Origin of the sequence: Methylobacterium fujisawaense (genome assembly GCF_039619325.1) — a bacterium.
GTDB lineage: Bacteria > Pseudomonadota > Alphaproteobacteria > Rhizobiales > Beijerinckiaceae > Methylobacterium > Methylobacterium fujisawaense.
In genome coordinates, this window is the sequence record NZ_CP155000.1 from 1,882,114 (window position 1) to 1,900,603 (window position 18,490).

The 18,490-nt window shown below is 67.4% G+C and carries 10 protein-coding genes and 1 pseudogene; 6 read left to right on the plus strand and 5 right to left on the minus strand.

The window, feature by feature from the left end:
* Positions 1–231 precede the first annotated feature (231 nt).
* From ABC766_RS09055 to ABC766_RS09070, 4 genes and pseudogenes are all read right to left on the minus strand, one after another.
* Entirely contained in the window at positions 232–480 is a 249-nt protein-coding gene (locus ABC766_RS09055) for a hypothetical protein (RefSeq protein WP_345821899.1), read from the minus strand.
* Positions 481–860: 380 nt separating this feature from the next.
* A pseudogene (locus tag ABC766_RS09060) lies at positions 861–3,127 on the minus strand (CDC48 family AAA ATPase).
* Between the two features lie 608 nt (positions 3,128–3,735).
* Positions 3,736–8,085, minus strand: a complete 4,350-nt coding sequence (locus ABC766_RS09065; RefSeq protein ID WP_345821900.1) for a diguanylate cyclase domain-containing protein — start codon at positions 8,083–8,085, stop codon at positions 3,736–3,738.
* Between the two features lie 192 nt (positions 8,086–8,277).
* A complete protein-coding gene (locus tag ABC766_RS09070) occupies positions 8,278–8,781 on the minus strand; it encodes a MucR family transcriptional regulator (protein ID WP_345821901.1) in 504 nt (167 codons plus the stop codon).
* A gap of 633 nt (positions 8,782–9,414) precedes the next feature.
* On the opposite strand from ABC766_RS09070, the gene ABC766_RS09075 reads away from it, so the two are divergent.
* Entirely contained in the window at positions 9,415–10,467 is a 1,053-nt protein-coding gene (locus tag ABC766_RS09075) for a helix-turn-helix domain-containing protein (protein WP_345821903.1), read from the plus strand.
* A gap of 128 nt (positions 10,468–10,595) precedes the next feature.
* Positions 10,596–11,561 (plus strand): LLM class oxidoreductase, encoded by a 966-nt coding sequence (locus ABC766_RS09080; protein ID WP_345821906.1) that lies wholly within the window; start codon positions 10,596–10,598, stop codon positions 11,559–11,561.
* A 222-nt stretch (positions 11,562–11,783) separates the two neighbouring features.
* Here the strand turns inward: ABC766_RS09080 and ABC766_RS09085 are convergent, their stop codons facing one another.
* Positions 11,784–12,488 (minus strand): helix-turn-helix domain-containing protein, encoded by a 705-nt coding sequence (locus ABC766_RS09085; RefSeq protein WP_345821909.1) that lies wholly within the window; start codon positions 12,486–12,488, stop codon positions 11,784–11,786.
* Positions 12,489–12,794: 306 nt separating this feature from the next.
* Between ABC766_RS09085 and ABC766_RS09090 the strand changes: the two genes are divergently transcribed.
* The 4 genes from ABC766_RS09090 to clpB all read left to right on the plus strand — a co-directional run bounded on the left by ABC766_RS09090 (position 12,795) and on the right by clpB (position 18,486).
* Complete coding sequence (locus tag ABC766_RS09090) at positions 12,795–13,307, plus strand: redoxin domain-containing protein (RefSeq protein WP_345821911.1); 513 nt, start codon at positions 12,795–12,797, stop codon at positions 13,305–13,307.
* The gene (locus ABC766_RS09095; protein WP_345821912.1) at positions 13,273–13,803 is read left to right on the plus strand and encodes a DsbA family protein; all 531 of its coding nucleotides are present in this window, start codon (positions 13,273–13,275) and stop codon (positions 13,801–13,803) included. Before ABC766_RS09090 ends, ABC766_RS09095 begins: the two co-directional genes overlap by 35 nt.
* A gap of 101 nt (positions 13,804–13,904) precedes the next feature.
* Positions 13,905–15,812 (plus strand): molecular chaperone DnaK, encoded by a 1,908-nt coding sequence (gene dnaK, locus ABC766_RS09100; protein ID WP_345821914.1) that lies wholly within the window; start codon positions 13,905–13,907, stop codon positions 15,810–15,812.
* An 85-nt stretch (positions 15,813–15,897) separates the two neighbouring features.
* Positions 15,898–18,486 carry an ATP-dependent chaperone ClpB gene (clpB, locus tag ABC766_RS09105; RefSeq protein ID WP_345821916.1) on the plus strand — a complete coding sequence of 863 codons (2,589 nt, stop codon included), beginning with the start codon at positions 15,898–15,900 and terminating at the stop codon, positions 18,484–18,486.
* The last annotated feature ends 4 nt before the right edge of the window (positions 18,487–18,490 follow it).

Sequence of the window (18,490 nt, forward strand, 5' to 3'; positions counted from 1 at the left end):
GCGCGACGGGCCCCGCCGGGATCGGACAGATGCAGATCTGGATCACCCGCTCCGGCCCGTTGGCCGTGCCGCACGAGCCGGACGCATTCGTCCGACAATCGCAGATCCCGTGTCGCGGTTGGGAAGGCCCCGGCCTTTAGCGCGAAGACGCGGGCAAGCACACTGCAGGCGCCTGCGCCAAATACTGTCCTTCCGGTGACCTGCACCGTAATTGTCTTGCGCGCCGAAGCGTCACGCCATAGTGGGCTCCGTGAGAATGTAATCGATCATCGCGGCGAGCTCCCTCTCGAAATCGCCTCTGACCCTCTGACCATCGCCGCTGACCATCGCGGTGTCATCGGCCGCGCGGATCATATCATAGGACGGTTCTCTCAGAGCCAGAAGGATCGCACGTATGATCGCTGTGCGGTCGTCGGGCAAAACTGCGACGTGCCATTCGAGCGATCCAGCCTTGTTTGCCGCCTCGTACAGGTGCTTCATGTCAGGGGTCATCAGTCGTCCCCTTGTAACTCGCCAACGCGGTATCAGCCGAAGAGCGCCAGCGAGCACGGCCGAGAATATCGGCCCCTCGCGCAAGCCGATCCTGCGTCCCCATCCACCCACATCGCCGACAGACTTCCGCCTCGCATCGCCGGCCATCGCCGCGGTGGTCGATCGTTAAGAGGCAGACGAGTCCGCGCGGCATCACGGACAGGGCGTCCCGCTCGCGGAGGCCGGACTCGACAGCGATCTCGATCGTCCGTCGCGTGAGCGTGAGCGTGAGCGTGTGCGGTGTCCGTGTACAATGCTCGGGCAGACACGGTCGCCGCTGAGACGATACGGCCGATGCCCGACACCGCGCCGCTTGTCGGCGGAACCGCTCAGCGTGGCGTGAGGAAGCCGATCGGCTGGCGCTGCGGACCCTCTTGCCTGAGAGTGCGCAGCATCTCCTCGTAGTCCCTCTCCATCTCGGGGGTGACCGAGGGCCGGGTCTCGCGGACCGCCTGCTCGAAATGGTCGCGCTGCACCTGGGTCGCCTCCAGCGACGCGCGCAGGGCCAGCAGACCGGCGCGTCGGGTGAGATCTTCCAGGTCCGCGCCGGTGAAGCGGGCGGTGCGCTCCGCAATCGCGTCAAGGTCGACGTCCTCCGCGAGCGGCATGTCCCGCGTGTGAATGGCCAGGATCCGGCGGCGACCGGCCACATCTGGAACCGGCACGTAGACGAGTTCGTCGAAGCGTCCCGGGCGCAGCAACGCCGGATCAAGCAGGTTGGGGCGGTTGGTGGCCGCCATCACGACGACGCCCTGCAGCTCCTCCAGCCCATCCATCTCGGCCAGGATCGTGTTGACGACGCGCTCCGTGACGGCGGGCTCGCCCAGCCCCCCACCCCGCGCCGGCGCAAGGCCGTCGATCTCGTCGATGAAGATCACCGTCGGGGCGACCTGCCGGGCCCGCTGGAACAGGCGTGAGACCTGCTGCTCGGACTCACCGTACCACTTCGACAAGAGGTCGGAGGATTTCGTCGCGACGAAGTTCGCTTCTGCCTCCCGCGCCACCGCCCTGGCCAGCAGTGTCTTGCCGGTGCCCGGTGGCCCGAACAGCAGGAAGCCCTTGGCCGGGCGGATCCCGATGCGGCGGAAGGCCTGCGGCCACCGCAGGGGCAGCTCGACGCCCTCGCGCAAACGCATCTGCGCCTCGGCAAGCCCCCCGACATCGTCCCAGGTTACATCCGGCACCTGGATCATGATCTCGCGCAGCGCCGAAGGCTGGATCCGCTTCATCGCCGAGAGAAAGTCGTCGCGCCGGACGCTCAGGCCCTCCAGGATCTCCGCCGGGATGCCGTCGCGCAGGTTCACCTCCGGCAAGATCCGGCGCACCGCGTCCATGGCGGCCTCGCGGACCAGCGCGCCGAGATCGGCCCCGACGAACCCGTAGGTGGTACGCGCCACGTCATCCAGGTCGACATCCTCTGCGAGCGGCATGCCGCGGTGTGGATGCCGAGAATCTCGCGCCGGCCCGGCTGATCAGGCACACCGATGATAATCTCGCGGTCGAAACGGCCGGGACGGCGCAGGGCCTCGTCAATGGCGTCGCGCCGGTTGGTGGCGCCGATCACCACGACGTTCTGGCGTGGCTCAAGCCCGTCCATCAGAGTGAGGAGCTGCGCGACGATGCGGCGCTCGACCTCGCCCGTCACCTGCTCGCGCTTCGGCGCGATCGAATCAATCTCGTCGATGAAGATGATCGAGGGCGCGTTCTGGGCGGCCTCCTGGAAGACTTCGCGCAGGCGCTGCTCGGACTCACCGTAGCGGCTGCCCATGATCTCGGGGCCGCCGATGTGGAAGAACCGCGCCTCGGTCTCATTGGCCACCGCGCGGGCGAGCCGCGTCTTCCCGGTACCGGGCGGCCCGTGCAACAGCACGCCCTTCGGCGGGTCGATGCCGAGGCGCTGAAACAGCTCCGGGTGGCGCAGGGGCAGCTCGACCATCTCGCGGATCTGATCGACGGTGTCGCCGAGGCCGCCGATATCGTCGTAGGTGACGTCGGCGCGCCGCCCATCTTTCGGCTCCTCGAAGAGGGGCCTGAGCTCGATCTCCGTTCCCTCCGCCACAAAGACGATGCCGCGGGGCTGCGTGGAGACGACCACGAGGCGGATTTCCTGCAGGCCGTAGGTGGGCCCTTCGAAATAGGGGCGCAGCTCCGGCGGGACGCGCGGGTCAGCCGCGGCGCGCGACTGGGTCGAGGTCGAGATGACGTCGCCCGACACAAGGGGCCGCCGGAACAGGGTGCGGCGCAGGGCCTCGCCCGACCCCTGGAGGCGCATATTCTTCTGAGCCGGCGCGACCACGACGCGGGTGGCGGGTCGAATCTCGGCGACGCGGATCTCGACATGGTCGCCGCTCGCCGTGCCGGCATTGACGCGCTGGAGCCCGTCGAGGCGGACGAGGCTCAGACCTTCGTCTTCGTCGTAGGGACCGACCGCGATCGCCGCAGTGTGGCGCTTGCCGACGATCTCAATGACGGCGCCCTCGCGCAGGCCGAGCTGGGTCAGAGCCGCATGACCGAGACGGGCGATGCCCCGCCCCGCATCCTGGGGGCGGGCATTAGCGACCTGCAATCGGAGGGTCTGCTCCTGGGCTTCAGCCATAGGAACTCCCGGTCGGGACGTTTGTCATCCCCACGCAGTCAACCGCTGGTGCCTAAGTTGGTTCGAGTCGACGCCTTGAGAAATACTTGCCGCGCCGCGGGAGCTGCCCTCTGGCTTCTCGGTTCCGATGCGCTTGGCCACTCAACATGGCCGGCAAAATGCTCAACTGGAAGCGACCGATCGCCGAGCAGAGCCCGGCGTGACATTTCCCACGAGTGGGCGACCAGATGGAGCATCAGCGACTTCGTGTTCCAGAGTGACTTCGATCGCGTCTCCGATCTGGGCAAGATCGGGAGCGGGGTCGGAAAGACCTTTGATAGCGTTGCGGCCCTCGTGAGCGCCATTCAAAGCCTGCACGTGGCGAAGGTGCTGCCGCGCTAGGCGCACCGGCATCTCGGCGACAGGTTGGGGGCGATCCGACGCTAGATGGAGCGGCCCGGTAAGCGCCCCACTCTGAGGCGGACGTGTGGGGCAAGAGGTCGAACGGTGTGTCGGGCGGAAGGCGGAAATAGGCGTAGCGCCTAAAAGCGAACTCTTGGCCACGCATCCAAGACGACCGCAGCAGCTGAGTCACCCCGTCGGCGACAGCGGACAGCCGCGCAGGCGTCTCAGCAGTCTCTAGAACAGACAAGAAAATTGATTTCGGCAGAATGGCCAAGCCCGCGTGCCGAGAGACGCTCACCAACGAACGCGTCGGGCTGCCACGTGTTCAGCAGCCAGGGCACGCGCGCGCCCGCCATCGGCTCGGCATAGAGGTAGCCCTGCGCGTAGTCACACCCCATGGCCGCGAGGTGCTGCGCCTGCCCCACCGTTTCCACACCTTCCGCCGTGACCGTCATTCCGAGGTTCCGGCCGAGGCCGATCACGGCCGCCACGATCGCCGCGCTGTCCGCGTCCTGGTCCAGATCGCGCACGAAGCTCCGGTCCACCTTGATGTGATTGACCGGGAACTGTTTCAGGTGCGTGAGCGAGGCGAAGCCTGTCCCGAAATCGTCGAGCGCGATGCTGATGCCGCGGTCGTGCAAGCGTGCGAGGGTCGCGGGAAGGGTCTCCGCGCCGTGTCCGAGGAACACCGTCTCGGTGATCTCGACCTCGAATTGTGGTGCGGGGATCCCGAAGCGGTTTAGGATATCGAGGATCAGGCCGGCCAGATCGGGCTTGCGGAACTCAGCTGACGCGAAGTTCACTGCGACGCGACCGAAGGGGAGGTCCTGCTCGTTCCAGGACCGCATGTCGGCCGCCACCGTTTCGAGAATGGTGTCGCCGATCGCGGTGGACAGCTCCGGATCCTCGAAGGCCGAACCGAAATAGCCCGGTGTCAGTAGACCCCTCTCGGGGTGGCGCCAGCGTGCCAGCGCCTCGAAGCCGACGATCCGGCCGGTCGTGATGCAGACCTTCGGCTGGTAGTGCGGCACAATCTGCCCGGCCGCAAGGGCGGCGCGAACCTCGGCGGCGATCCGTAGCCGGCGCAGGGCGTCCACGCGCATCGAGGGCGAGAACGCGACGACACGGTCGCGGCCCCGCAGCTTGGCCTGGGTCAGCGCGAGGTCGGCGTCCTTGAGAAGCTCGCGCCAATCGGCGTGGTGATCCGGGTAGGCCGCCACGCCGACGCTGGCTTGGCAGGTCAGCGTATGGTCCCGGATCCGCAAGGGCTGTCGCAGGCGCTCGATCAGCGTTTCCGCGTGCTGAACGGCGTGGGACAGGAGCAGCGGCTCGACGAGAATGAGGGCGAACTCGTCGCCCGTCAGCCGCGCGAGCGTATCGCAGGGGCGCAGGCCGTCCCGCAGGCGATCGGCGACCGCGCAGATCACGGCATCGCCGACGTCGTGGCCGAGGGTGTCGTTCAGGGCCCTGAGACGATCGAGGTCGATCAGCAGCAGGCTCACGCAGGTCCCGTCCCGCTCCGCCTCCGAGAGGGCCGCCTCGATCCGCCCGCGGAACAATTGCCGGTTCGGCAGACCCGTGAGGGCGTCGAGGTTGGCGGTCCGCCACAGCTTCTCCTGCGCGAGCTTGCGTTCTGTGACGTCGAAGGTGATCCCCACGATCCGATCCGCATCGACCCGCTCGACCGACGAACACAGCCATTGGAGGCGGCCGGCAGGTGAGACGTACCGGAACTCGTGCTCCGCGCGCGCCTCGCCCGATCGGATGAAATCCGCCATGGGCGCCCGGTCGTCCGGGTGTACGAGATCGAGGAACTCCGATTGCCACGGGGCGGGCAGACCGAGGATCTGCGGGGCGTTCTCGGATCGGGTGCTGCGCCCCGTCGTGAGGTTGTGTTCCCACGCCACCATCCGACCGGCACGCAGGGCCAGACGCAGCCGTTCCTCGCTGGCGCGGAGCGCGGACAAGGCCTGCCGCTGCTCGGTCATATCGCGGACCGCACCGACCATCCGAATAGGCCGCCCTCCGGCATCGCGGACGACGAAGGCTTGGTCGATCACTTCCGTGTAGACCCCGTCGTCCCCGCGATAGCGGTACGCGGCCTGCCACCGATCATCCGTGCCTTCGACGGCGGCGGCAAAGCCGGTGAGCACGCGCGCACGATCCTCGGGATGGATCCGAGCCCCCCAACGCGACCGCGATGGCTTGCTCGCGTCATCCGTGTAGGTGAGCACTTCGCCGGTCGACTTGATCCAGGACACATCGTCCGACGCCACGTCCCAGTCCCAGATGCCGTCCTGCGTGGCGCGCACGGCCAAGCGGTACCGCTCCTCCTGGACTCGGATGGTCTCGGCGGCCTCATGCCGCTCGTGGATGTCGGTGATCGTGCCGACCCATTCCCGGACCTGACCGGCCTCGTCCTTCAACGGGGCGGTCCGGCCCAGGACCCAGCGATACTGGTCCTGCCTATGGCGGACCCGGTACGTGGCCATGCCGGCCTGCGCGGTGGCCCTGATGGCATGCCATGTCGCAGTGACCGCCTCCCGATCGTCCGGATGCACGGCCTCCAGCCAGCCGAGCCCAAGGGAGGCGTCCGGGCCCTGTCCCGTGTAGGCCGCCCAGCCGCTGATCTCGACGAGGCCGCCGGCCGCGTCCGCGCGCCAGACCATGGCGCCCGTGGCCTCGATCAGCGCCTGATAGCGCCGCGCCGTCGTTTGCAGATCGGCCTCCAGCGCGACCTGGGCTGTGATGTCCCGGGACACGGCCAGAATGCGCCCCGGGCCGGATCGGTCGCCCGGAAGCGGGCTGAGGTTGACCGCCCACCATTTCGGCTGCCCCGAGGGCGTCGGGCAGAAGCCGCGGAAGCTGGCGCCGTCCCCGGCCCTCATGGTCGCGAGGGCGGTCCGAGCCGCTTCGCGATCCGCCCCGTGCCAGAAGTCGAGCCAGGATCGTCCAAGAAGGGGCTCGATGTCCGCGATTTCCATCACGGTCCGGCCGCCGGCGCTCATGAAGAGGAGATGGCCCCCCGGATCGACGAGCGTCACGCAGTCGGTGCTGCTCGCGAGCAGGCCGCTGAACAGGGCGCCGAGCAGCCCGGGCCCGGACCGGGCCGGGCGCGCGCGATCCGTCGTTGGACCCAGTGCCTGCCCCTGATCGGCGCTGGCAGGTCCGGCCGCCTCGGACCCGTACAGGTGATAGCCGCCGCGATGGGCGGCCTTGGCGCGGTAGAGCGCCTGGTCTGCGCGCGAGAACAGGCGGTCGGCGTCGAGTCCGTCGTCCGGCGCGCGGGCGATCCCGATGCTGAGGCCGATGCTCGCCGGATAGCCGTCGAGATCGACCGGCGCCGCGATCGCCGCCAGCAGGCGCTCGGCCAGCGCGACCGATTCCGCGACGTTGCCTTGCCCGGTCTGGATGATGACGAACTCGTCGCCTCCCAGGCGCGCCACCAGATCCTCGGCGCGCAGGACCCCCTTCAGCCGCCGCGCCACCGCGCACAGCAGGCTGTCGCCGGCCTGATGCCCCAGGGTATCGTTGACCGGCTTGAACCGATCCAGATCGAGGCAGAACAGCGCGAAGCCGTCGCCGCCCCGCTGGGTCCGCGCGATCGCACACGCAAGCTGCTCGCGGAAGTGGAGCCGGTTTGGCAGGCCCGTGAGCGGATCGTGACGCGCCATATGGGCCATCTGCCGCTCGGCTTCCTTGCGCAGGGCGATGTCGCGGATGACGGCGACGTAGCCGTCCGGCGCCCCCAGCGCCGGGTCGTAGGTCCGGTTGAACGAGACCTCGACCCAGACCCACGAGCCGTCCTTGCGGCGGTACCGCTGCTGGCTGACCGCTTGTTCAATCTGTCCGCACCCCACCTGATGGAGCAGGTGCGCGAAGGCTGCGGCGTCGTGCGGATGGACGAAGTCGATCGGCTTCGTGCCGAGGAGTTCCTCCGGCTTGAAGCCGAGCAGCCGCTTCGCCGCCGGCGATACGTAGCGGCGCGTGCCGTCGCGGTCGCAGCGGACGATCACATCGGTGGCGTTGTCGGCCAGCAGCCGGTACAGGGCCGCGCTCTCGCGAGCCTCGCGCTCGGCCCGGCCCATGCGCAGCAGGGTGACGGCGATCTCCGCCAGATTCCGAAGCTGGCTCTGCTGCTCGACCGTGAAGGTGCGCGGCACCCGGTCGATGACGCACAAGGAGCCGAGATGGAGGCCCGGGGCGAGCACGAGCGGCGCGCCGGCATAGAAGCGGATCTGCGGTTCGCCCGTGACCAATGGATTCACGGCGAACCGCGCATCGCGTGTCGCGTCCTCGACCACCATCACCGCGTCGGACAGGATGGCGTAAGTGCAGAAGGATACGGCCCGCGGCGAGCCGCTCAAATCCAGGCCACATTGACCCTTGAAGCGCTGCTCGGTCTCGCCGACGAGGCTGACGAGGGCGATCGGGACTCCGAACAGCGCCTGCGCCGTCCGGCAGAGGGCGTCGAACCGCGGCTCGGGGGGCGAGTCGAATACGTCGAGGTCGCGCAGAGCCTCTAGACGCCCAACCTCGTTGGGATGAACCGGATACATGTTGAATCCACTCAAGTCCGCTCGGCCCGATGTCCGGCCGCGCTGAGCCCGAGAACCACGCTGTCGAAGCACGGGTTGAGGAACGCGCGCGTTGGACGCCTTCAAACGGGAGCGACAGGGTCGGCGCTGCGCGGATCCGGATGGAAATTCCGGCTTCTGGCCCATCGAGTCCGCGCATCTCGCATGCGCCACGGCATGACGATGATGTTACCGGTCCGCCGATTTGCGCCGGCCGCGGCGGTTCGCGCGGTCCGTCTGTGGGTGCGACGCGCCGGCCGCCGCGCGGATCGCTTCCGCATTGATCGGCTGGCCGAGGCCGATCGCCTTAGCGATCTGGGAGCGCTGCTCGGCGTAGCTCGCGGCGACCATCGGGTAGTCGGCCGGCAAGCCGTAGCGCTCCCGGTAACTGCGCGGGTTGAGCCCGTGGCCGGTCAGGTGTCGCTTCAGCGTTTTGTAGGCTTTGCCGTCGAGGAAGCTGATCAGCGCATCCGGCGTGACCGACCTGCGGATCTGCGCCGGTGTCGCCTTGTGGGCTTCGACCGGTGTGTCCGTGGTCGCTCCGTTCGCGAGATCGCTCAACGCCGCATGAACATACTCAATGAGCTTCGGAAGCTCGGACATGGTCAAGGAATTGTTGGCGACATAAGCTGAGACGATATCGCCGGCCAAATCCAGCGCATTGGCGGAACGCGGCGCATCGTTTTGCGTCATAGGTTTAGTCCCCTTGATCAGGTTGCCGGTGATAGCTCGAGTGCGAAGTGATGAAGAACTCTCGGCCGTGGGGGCCGCGCAGCACTCGGCATCGAAACGTCGAACACTCGTCTGCATCACGCGACTTGCACTGTCGTATCACCTCAAAGGCTGTCCGATGAGGAGGCTATTCGTGCTCGACGTGGTGCGATGCGACCCGGTCCACTGCCGATATTGATTTGTTCGATCAGGAAAGTGCGGCTCGCCATCGCCTGGACGATGTGCCGAAAGTGATTGCCGATCGAATATCCGGGGCCAGATATTTTCAAGATTGATATCGCCGGCCAAATATGGTGGCATCTGAGGCATAATCGTAAGTATTATTAGTAAAAATAATCATCCTCGATAATCGGTGAGGGCGTCGCCAGTCAGGGGCGATCCCTGCCCTCATCCCGCGCCGCCCCCGAGACTGGGTTCTGTCGGGGGGCGATGCCGTCCGCGCAACTCCGGCGCCGAACGCGCGCAGTAAAGCGGCGTGGGCGTCGCTGAAGTCGACGCGCATCGCCACGCCGTGCCCCGGGAGTCGGGCCGGCCGTCTGCGTTGAAACCGTATCATGTCAGACGATCTGTTCAGGCCGGATCTGGCGCCGCCGGTTGCGTTCAACCCACCGAGGGCCAATAGATCATGCCCGTGCGGCTCCGAATCGGCCTGTTCGGCCTTCTTCGTCGGCTATTCGGACATGCGAGGTTCATGTGAAGACCGTATTCTCGACGGAGAACGTCCACCCGCGGGACCGTTTCGATTTCTGGCACGACGCGGCCCGGAAGGATGTCGTTGATCACGAATCCACCCCGGGATGCCGCGATACGTTTCAGGCTCGGCTGCGCGCCGGTACGGTCGGCGCCATCGGACTTGTCTCGTTTCAGAACTCGGACATGTCGGTCACCCACACCCGCCGTCACATCGCGCACGGCAACGCCGACGAGCTGCTCATCTGTCGGCAATTCGGTGGGCGGATCGCCCTCGAGCAGGATGGCCGCCACGTCGTTCTGGGGGCGGGAGACATCACCCTGATCGACCCGGCCTTGCCCTACGAGGGACGGTTTTCCGAAGCTTCGGACATCCTTCTCCTGAAGGTTCCACGGCAGCTCATGGAAGCGCGCCTCGGGAAGACGCGGGAGATGACGGCCCGGGCGATCACGCCGAGCACGGCCGAGAACAGCCTGCTGTCGGCCAGCCTCGCGATGCTGCCGCATCACACGGGCGATTTGAGTTCGGCCGCCGAAGCTCTTCTCGAACCGCACCTGCTCGATCTGATCACCCTGGCCGTCGGGCGGACGATGGCTCAGGACAGAGTGCGCACGTCGCGGTCCCGCTCCCTCGTCCGCGTGGAACTGCGGGCCGTGGTCGAAGCGCACTTGGCCGACCGGACCCTCGACGCCGGCTCGGTCGCCAGTGCGGCCGGGGTCAGCGTGCGATACGCCAATGCCGTGCTGGCGGATGAGAACACGTCGATCGTGCAGCTCATCCAGGCGCGGCGCCTCGCGCGCTGTCGGCAGGCCCTGGAAGATCCCAGGCAACGCGGCCGGACGGTCAGCGAGATCGCCTTTGGCTGGGGGTTCTCGGACATGACCCATTTCGGCCGCCGGTTTAAAGCCGCCTACGGCGTATTGCCCAGCGCGTATCGCCGCCGCGTCGGGCAGTAAGACCGAACGCCCGCTCCGCTCGGCGTTCGATCCGGTGCCTGGATCCGGCTGATATGCGTCAGGGCCAGGGATCCCGGAACGTGGTTGCTGACCCCGACGCGGGGGCCGCCGAACGCCGGGATCGTCCGATGCTTCACGTTCAAGGCACAGCCGACCCGAGCGTCACGCCCGGATTCCGGCGCATGTTCGCCCCGGGCCGCCTGACGGTCGGCGTCTTCTTCCCCATTGAGGCCTTCCAGCGCGACCAGCCGACCATGCGCGATCAGGAGCGCTTGGCCGTCCGGGCGGAGGAACTCGGATACGCGGCGCTCTGGACCCGCGACGTGCCCCTGCGGGATCCGAACTTCGGAGACCTCGGGCAGGTCTACGACCCGTGGGTCTGGCTCGGGTGGATCGCCGCGCAGACGCGCGCGATCGCCCTGGCGACGGGGTCGATCGTCCTGCCCCTGCGCCACCCGCTCCATACCGCCAAGGCTGCCGCCTCCGTGGACCGGTTGTCGGGGGGCCGTTTCGTCATGGGGGTGGCCTCGGGTGATCGGCCGATCGAATTCCCAGCCTTCGGCGTTCCCTCGGATGCGCGCGACGTCTTGTTCCGCGAGAGCCTCGTGGTCATCCGCCAGGTCCTCGAGGAGTCGTTCCCCACCCTGCGCTCGCGCTTCGGTGAGATGCTCGGCACCGTCGACCTCGTGCCGAAGCCGATCGGGCGGCTGCCGATCCTCGTCACCGGATCGAGCCGGCAGAGTCCGGAGTGGATCGCCGAACATGCGGACGGCTGGATCACCTACCCGCGCGCCCTCGAGCGCCAAGCCGACCTCGCGGCCCGGTGGCGGGCCACCACCGCAGCGGTGGCGCCGGGCCGGTTCAAGCCCTTCGCCCAATCCCTCTACGTCGATCTGCACAGCGATCCGGACCACCCGCCGCAACCCATTCACCTCGGATTCCGCAGCGGTCGCAAGGCCCTGCTCGGCTTCCTGGTCGCGCTCCGCGCGATCGGCGTCCACCACGTGATCCTGAATCTGAAGTACGGCGCCCGCAGCGCGGACGACGTGCTCGAAGAGATCGGCCTCGAAGTGTTGCCGCAGTTGACAGCTTAGAGCCGTGCCCGATCGCGGTGCAACGCGATCCACAGCAGGGACGCCAGCTTCACCGAACGCGGCGCGAGCCCCCTCTCCCGCACGGGAAAGAGCTCTCGTCGCTCCTGCCAGGCCGTTCCGACGCACGATCGTCGTGTCCCGTACGCGATGCAATCGGGAGCAGATCTGAGTTCTTCAAGACGCCCGTTTTCGCAAAAGCAGTATTTGCTTCGGCGCCGCGTGCTAGCTCGCATCGCGCATCAGGTTGCCGTTCATGCGCTTGAGGGCGACCGGATCGAGAAGGGTGACGTAGCGTGCGCGCGTGGCGATCAGCCCGTCGAGGCGCAGTGTGGTGAACGCCCGGCTGACGGTCTCGCTCGAGAGGCCGAGATAATCTCCGATGTCGGTGCGCGACATCGGCAACGCGATCGATCGACCGGCCGAAACCCTGTCCATGAGGTCGAGCAAGAAATACGCGAGCTTCTGAGCGGCGCTGGCGCGGCCGAGCGCCGAGAGATCCTGGGCGCGCTCGGTCATCCGCAGCAGCCATGACAAGAGTTCGTTCGCGATCTGCGCGTCTGATATGGCAAGCGCGTCCAGCCGAGAGCGGGAACAGCGCACGGCCCGCGTCTCGCTGACCGCCTCGGCCGAAGAGGCATGTAACGGGGTCCGCTCCAACCCGAAGAAATCCCCGGATAGATAGAAACCGCGCACGACCCGATTTCCGTCGCGACCGATGTTGACCGTGCGGATTATCCCGGCAACCACCCAGTATACAGCATCTGCGATATCGCCTTCGGCATAGAGGGTCGCGCCGGGCGAGAAATGCTCGGCCCGTCCGAGGGGGATGGTGCGCGCCAGCGTGAGATCGCCAGAGGCCTGGGCCAGAGCGGGCGGCCATCGAACATGCGGGCCGGGAGCAGGCACGACGTGACCATACTGCAGCATGATGCTCCTCGCTCGCGATATCTCGAGATCTCCGAGATCGTGCATCGCTGCAGGTCTCACAATTCGGAGGGCACCTAGGGACTATCCCGGTTCCGTCGGTTCATCCTGCGACTCGGCGGCGACCTCGGGATCGGGGGGCACCGCGCGGCGAGGCCGACGCGGAGATCGCGCGCCGGGGACCGGCGCGGATGCGCGGAGGAGCGGCCCGATATCCGCCACCGGAACTGATGCGCGTCAGTGCCGAGACGCCCCGCCGCGTCGTCATATGCGCCCTGGTTGCCCCGCAGGCTGGCCGGGAGATTCAGGATGGGACACGTCTTAGCACCGGGGGTCACGGCGCCCGATTTCACGCTCCACGTTACTCCGGACCAGACTCTCTCGCTCGGCGATCTGCGCGGACGGCCCGCCGTTCTGGCGTTCTATCCCGCGGATTGGAGCCCGGTCTGCGGGGATCAGATGGCGGTCTACAATCAGGTGCTGCCGGAATTTCGGAGGCACGACGCCGAAGTCGTCGGAATCTCGGTCGATAGTGCCTGGTGCCATCAGGCCTTCGCCGAGACGCGCCATCTCCATTTCCCCCTGCTCGCGGACTTCGAGCCGAAGGGCGCCGTCGCCCGCCAATACGGCGCCTACCGCGACGGCGACGGCGTCTGCGAGCGCGCGCTGTTCGTGGTGGATCGCGAGGGACTCATCTTCTGGAGCTACCGCTCCCCGATCGCCGTCAATCCCGGTGCAGACGGCATCCTCGATGCGCTGGATCGACTCGAGACCCAGGAGAAAAGCGATGGCCGAACTCAGAGTGCCGGTGTCCGCGGCTGACCATGCCCGGGGTGCCGCCGCGGGGCGGGTGGTGCTCGTCGAGTACGGCGACTACGAATGTCCCTATTGCCGCGCCGCGCATGTCGAGGTCCTGCGGCTCGGCCGGCACTTCGGCGATGACCTCACCTACGTGTTCCGCCATTTCCCGCTCACCGAGATCCACCCGTTCGCGGAGCCGGCTGCGGAGACCGCCGAGTTCGCGGGGGCGCAGGGCCGGTTCTGGGACATGCACGATGCGATCTACGCGCATCAGGATCAGTTGAGCCTGCCCTTCCTCGTGGGCGCAGTCCGGGCGCTCGGCCTGTCGGTGCGCGATTTCGAGGTTGCCCTCGAGGCGAAGACCTATGCCCCGAAGGTCGCGCAAGACTTTCTGAGCGGCGTTCGGAGTGGCGTCAACGGAACGCCGACCTTCTTCATCAACGGCCATCGGCACGATGGTCCGTTCGACTACCAGCATCTCGCGGCTGCCATTCAATCGGTGCGGTCCAGGCCGTAGCGCGCGGTGTGGGCGGTCAGCCCCACGCAGCCCGCGACGCACATCGACCCGGCCGCGATCTCGATCGGTCTGCAAGGCGCGCACAGGAAGGAGTCTCTCCCATGGCAAAGGCGATCGGCATTGATCTCGGAACGACGAACTCCTGCGTCGCCGTGATGGACGGCAGCAAGGCCAATGTCATTGAGAACGCCGAGGGCGGTCGCACGACCCCGTCGGTGGTGGCCTTCACGGAATCCGGCGAAGTTCTGGTCGGGCAGCCGGCCAAGCGGCAGATGATCACGAATCCGGAAAACACCGTTTTCGCCATCAAGCGGCTGATCGGGCGACGTTACGACGACCCGATCACCAAGAAAGATATCGGGATGGTGCCCTATAAGATCGTATCCGGGAAGAACGGTGATGCCTGGGTCGAGATCAAGGGCAAGACGTACAGCCCGAGCCAGATCTCCGCCTATATTCTGCAGCGCATGCGGGAGACCGCCGAGCTGAAGCTCGGTCAGTCCGTGACGCAGGCCGTCATCACGGTTCCGGCCTACTTCAACGACGCCCAGCGTCAGGCCACCAAGGATGCTGGCAAGATCGCCGGCCTTGAGGTGATGCGCATCATCAACGAGCCGACGGCCGCCGCGCTCGCCTACGGCCTCGACAAGAAGGGCAACGGCCGCGTCGCGGTCTACGACCTCGGCGGTGGCACCTTCGACGTGTCGATCCTGGAGATCGGCGACGGCGTCTTCGAGGTGAAATCCACCAACGGCGACACCTTCCTGGGCGGCGAGGACTTCGACAACCGGATCGTCGAGTACCTGACGGCCGAGTTCAAGAAGGAGCAGGGCATCGACCTGACCAAGGACAAGCTCGCTCTCCAGCGTCTGAAGGATGCCGCCGAAAAGGCCAAGATCGAGCTGTCCTCGGCGACCCAGACCGAGGTCAACCTGCCCTTCATTACGGCCGATCAGGCCGGGCCGAAGCATCTGAATATCAAGCTCTCCCGCGCCAAGCTCGAAGCCCTGGTCGACGACCTGATCAAGCGCACGATCGGGCCGTGCGAGGCCGCGCTGAAGGATGCCGGGCTGCAACCGTCCGACATCGCGGAGGTCGTCCTCGTCGGCGGCCAGACGCGGATGCCGAAGGTGCAGGAGGTGGTCCAGACCCTATTCGGGCGCGAGCCCCATCGGGGCGTCAATCCCGACGAGGTCGTGGCCATCGGTGCCGCGATCCAGGCCGGCGTGCTCCAGGGCGACGTCAAGGACGTGCTGCTTCTCGACGTGACCCCGCTGTCCCTCGGCCTCGAGACGCTCGGCGGCGTGATGACCAAGCTGATCGAGCGCAACACCACCATTCCGACGAAGCGCAGCCAGACCTTCTCGACGGCCGAGGACAACCAGAGCGCCGTCACGGTCCGGGTCTTCCAGGGCGAGCGCGAGATGGCGGCCGACAACAAGATGCTCGGCCAGTTCGACCTCGTCGGCATCCCGCCGGCGCCCCGCGGCACGCCGCAGATCGAGGTGACCTTCGACATCGACGCCAACGGCATCGTCAACGTGACGGCCAAGGACAAAGCCAGCGGCAAGGAACAGCAGATCCGCATCCAGGCCTCGGGCGGGCTGGATCAGAGCGAGATCCAGCGCATGGTGCGGGAAGCCGAGGCCCACGCCGAGGAGGACAGGCGGCGCCGGGAACTGGCCGACGCCCGCAACCAAGCCGATGCCGCGATCTACACCGCCGAGCGCAGCCAGCAGGAGGCGGGCGAGCGTGTTCCGAGCGACCTGAAGAGCGAGTTGCAACAAGCCATCACGGCTTTGCGCGAGGCGATTGGCGGCGAGGTTGTGGACCGCATCAAGCAGGCGACGGAGCGCCTGTCGCAGCTGGCGCAGCGGCTGGCCCAGGTCATGACCGCGCCGCCCGAAGGATCCGAGGCCGGTGTAGGCGGCGGCGGGAGCGGCCCGCAGAGCGAGGTCGTCGACGCGGAATTCGAGGAGCACGGCCGGCAGGACCAGGGCGCGCATTAGGGCCGGCCCAGCTCCGCGTCGCCGGTTCGGCGCACGCCGAGCCGGCATCCGCCGCGCCGTCAGCGTCCATCATCCGAGGTGAGCGATGCAGATCGACACGTACACCGAGCATCTCAAGGGCGCGATCCAGGCCGCCCAGAGCCTGGCCCAGCGCAAGGGCCATCAGCGGCTCACGCCGCTCCACCTCCTCAAGGCGCTGCTCGACGACACGGACGGCCTGGCGAAGGCGTTGATCCAGTCCGCGGGCGGCCGCCCCGAGGTGCTCGCGTCGGATCTGGACCGCGATTTGGCCAAGCTCCCGAGCGTCGAGGGCTCCGGTGCCGGCCAGATCTTCATGGCGCCCGAAACCGCGCGCCTGTTCGACCAGGCCGAGGAGCGGGCGCGGGCGGCCGGGGACAGCTTCGTCACGGTCGAATACCTGCTGCTTGCCCTGGCCGAGACCCCGGACGGTCCGGGCGCGCTCCTCCGGGAGGCGGGCGTGACGCCGGAGTCGCTCAAGACCGCCATCGCCGAACTGCGGAAGGGGCGCCGGGCCGACAGCGCGTCGGCCGAGGAAGGCTACGAGGCCCTGCGGAAATACACGCGCGATTTCACCGAGGATGCCCGCCAGGGCAAGCTCGATCCGGTGATCGGACGCGACGGGGAGATCCGGCGCACCGTCGAGGTTCTCTCGCGCCGGACGAAGAACAATCCCGTGCTGATCGGCGAGCCGGGCGTCGGCAAGACCGCGATCGTCGAAGGGCTCGCCCAGCGCATGGTCAACGGCGACGTGCCCGACACCCTGAAGGATCGCCGTCTCCTGTCCCTCGATCTCGGTTCGCTCCTGGCCGGCGCGAAGTACCGGGGCGAGTTCGAGGAACGGTTGAAGGCCGTTCTTCAGGAACTCTCGGCTTCGGGCGACGTCATCCTGTTCATCGACGAATTGCACACCCTCGTCGGCGCCGGAAAGGCCGAGGGGGCGATGGATGCCTCCAACATGCTGAAGCCGGCCCTGGCCCGGGGCGAATTGCACTGCATCGGTGCCACCACCCTGGATGAGTATCGCAAGAACATCGAGAAGGATGCCGCGCTCGCCCGCCGCTTCCAGCCCGTGTTCGTGGGCGAGCCCTCCGTCGAGGAGACGATCTCGATCCTGCGCGGTCTGAAGGAGAAGTACGAGCTCCATCACGGTGTGCGCATCACCGACAGCGCGATCGTCGCGGCCGCCACGCTGTCCCACCGCTACATCGCGGACCGGTTCCTGCCCGATAAGGCGATCGACCTCGTCGACGAGGCCGCGAGCCGGCTCCGGATCGCCGCGGAGTCGAAGCCCCGGGAACTCGACGAGATCGACCGCCGCGTGATCCAGCTCAAGATCGAGCGGGAGGCCCTTAAGAAGGAGACGGATCCGGGCGCACGGGAGCGCCTGACCAAGGTCGAGGATGAACTCGGCACCTTGGAGACGAAGCAGGCCGAGCTGACCGCTCAATGGCAGGCCGAGAAGGCGAAGCTCGGCGAGATAAAGCAGCTGAAGGAGCGCGCCGAGCAGGCCAAGATCGAACTCGAGCAGGTGGAGCGGCGGGGCGACCTGACCCGCGCGGGCGAACTGCTCTACGCCGTGATCCCGCAATTGGAGCAACGGCTCGCGGACGCGATGCAGGCGAGCCAAGGCCGGTTGATCAAGCAGGAAGTCACGGCCGAGGACATCGCCTCCGTCGTCGCGCGCTGGACGGGCATTCCGGTCACGCGGATGCTCGAAGGCGAGCGCGACAAGCTGATGGCGATGGACGACAAGCTGAGCCAGCGCGTGGTCGGCCAGGAACCGGCGGTCGTGGCCGTGTCCGACGCGGTCCGGCGGGCCCGTGCGGGCCTGCAGGACCCGAACCGGCCGATCGGCTCCTTCCTGTTCCTCGGGCCGACCGGCGTCGGCAAGACCGAGTTGTGCAAGGCGGTGGCCGAATTCCTGTTCGACGACGACCGGGCGATGCTGCGGGTCGACATGTCCGAATTCATGGAGAAGCACGCGGTCTCGCGGCTCGTCGGCGCGCCGCCCGGCTATGTCGGCTATGAGGAGGGCGGCGTCCTGACGGAGGCGGTCCGGCGGCGCCCCTATCAGGTGATCCTGTTCGACGAGGTCGAGAAGGCGCACCCGGATGTCTTCAATATCCTGCTGCAAGTGCTCGATGACGGCCGGCTGACCGACGGGCAGGGCAACACGGTCGACTTCCGCAACACGATCATCGTCTTGACGTCGAACCTCGGCGCCGAGTTCCTGGCCGCCCTGATGGAGGGCCAGCCGGCCGAGGCGGCCCGCGAGCAGGTCATGGAGGTCGTGCGCCGCGCGTTCCGGCCGGAATTCCTGAACCGGCTCGACGAGATCATCCTGTTCAACCGCCTGGGCCGCGGCGACATGCGCCGGATCGTCGACATCCAGCTCGAAGGCCTCGAACGGCGGTTGGCCGAACGGAAGATCGTCCTGCAGGTCGAGTCGGCGGCCAAGGACTGGCTCGCGAATGCCGGCTACGATCCGGTCTACGGCGCGCGACCCCTGAAACGCATGATCCAGCGCCATCTGCAGAACCCGCTGGCCAAGATGCTCCTGACGGGTGCGATCAAGGACGGCGAGCCGGTCCCGGTCTCGGTCCTCAACGGCCAGCTCTCGGTCAAGGGCGCGAGCCTGGCTCAGGCGGCCTGACATC

Bases quoted from the DNA above. Each gene is read 5' to 3' on its own strand.
- dnaK (WP_345821914.1), top strand. From the start codon at position 13,905: ATGGCAAAGGCGATCGGCATTGATCTCGGAACGACGAACTCCTGCGTC.
- ABC766_RS09095 (WP_345821912.1), top strand. From the start codon at position 13,273: ATGGCCGAACTCAGAGTGCCGGTGTCCGCGGCTGACCATGCCCGGGGT.
- ABC766_RS09055 (WP_345821899.1), bottom strand. From the start codon at position 480: ATGAAGCACCTGTACGAGGCGGCAAACAAGGCTGGATCGCTCGAATGG.
- ABC766_RS09085 (WP_345821909.1), bottom strand. From the start codon at position 12,488: ATGCTGCAGTATGGTCACGTCGTGCCTGCTCCCGGCCCGCATGTTCGA.
- ABC766_RS09070 (WP_345821901.1), bottom strand. From the start codon at position 8,781: ATGACGCAAAACGATGCGCCGCGTTCCGCCAATGCGCTGGATTTGGCC.
- ABC766_RS09090 (WP_345821911.1), top strand. From the start codon at position 12,795: ATGGGACACGTCTTAGCACCGGGGGTCACGGCGCCCGATTTCACGCTC.
- clpB (WP_345821916.1), top strand. From the start codon at position 15,898: ATGCAGATCGACACGTACACCGAGCATCTCAAGGGCGCGATCCAGGCC.
- ABC766_RS09080 (WP_345821906.1), top strand. From the start codon at position 10,596: ATGCTTCACGTTCAAGGCACAGCCGACCCGAGCGTCACGCCCGGATTC.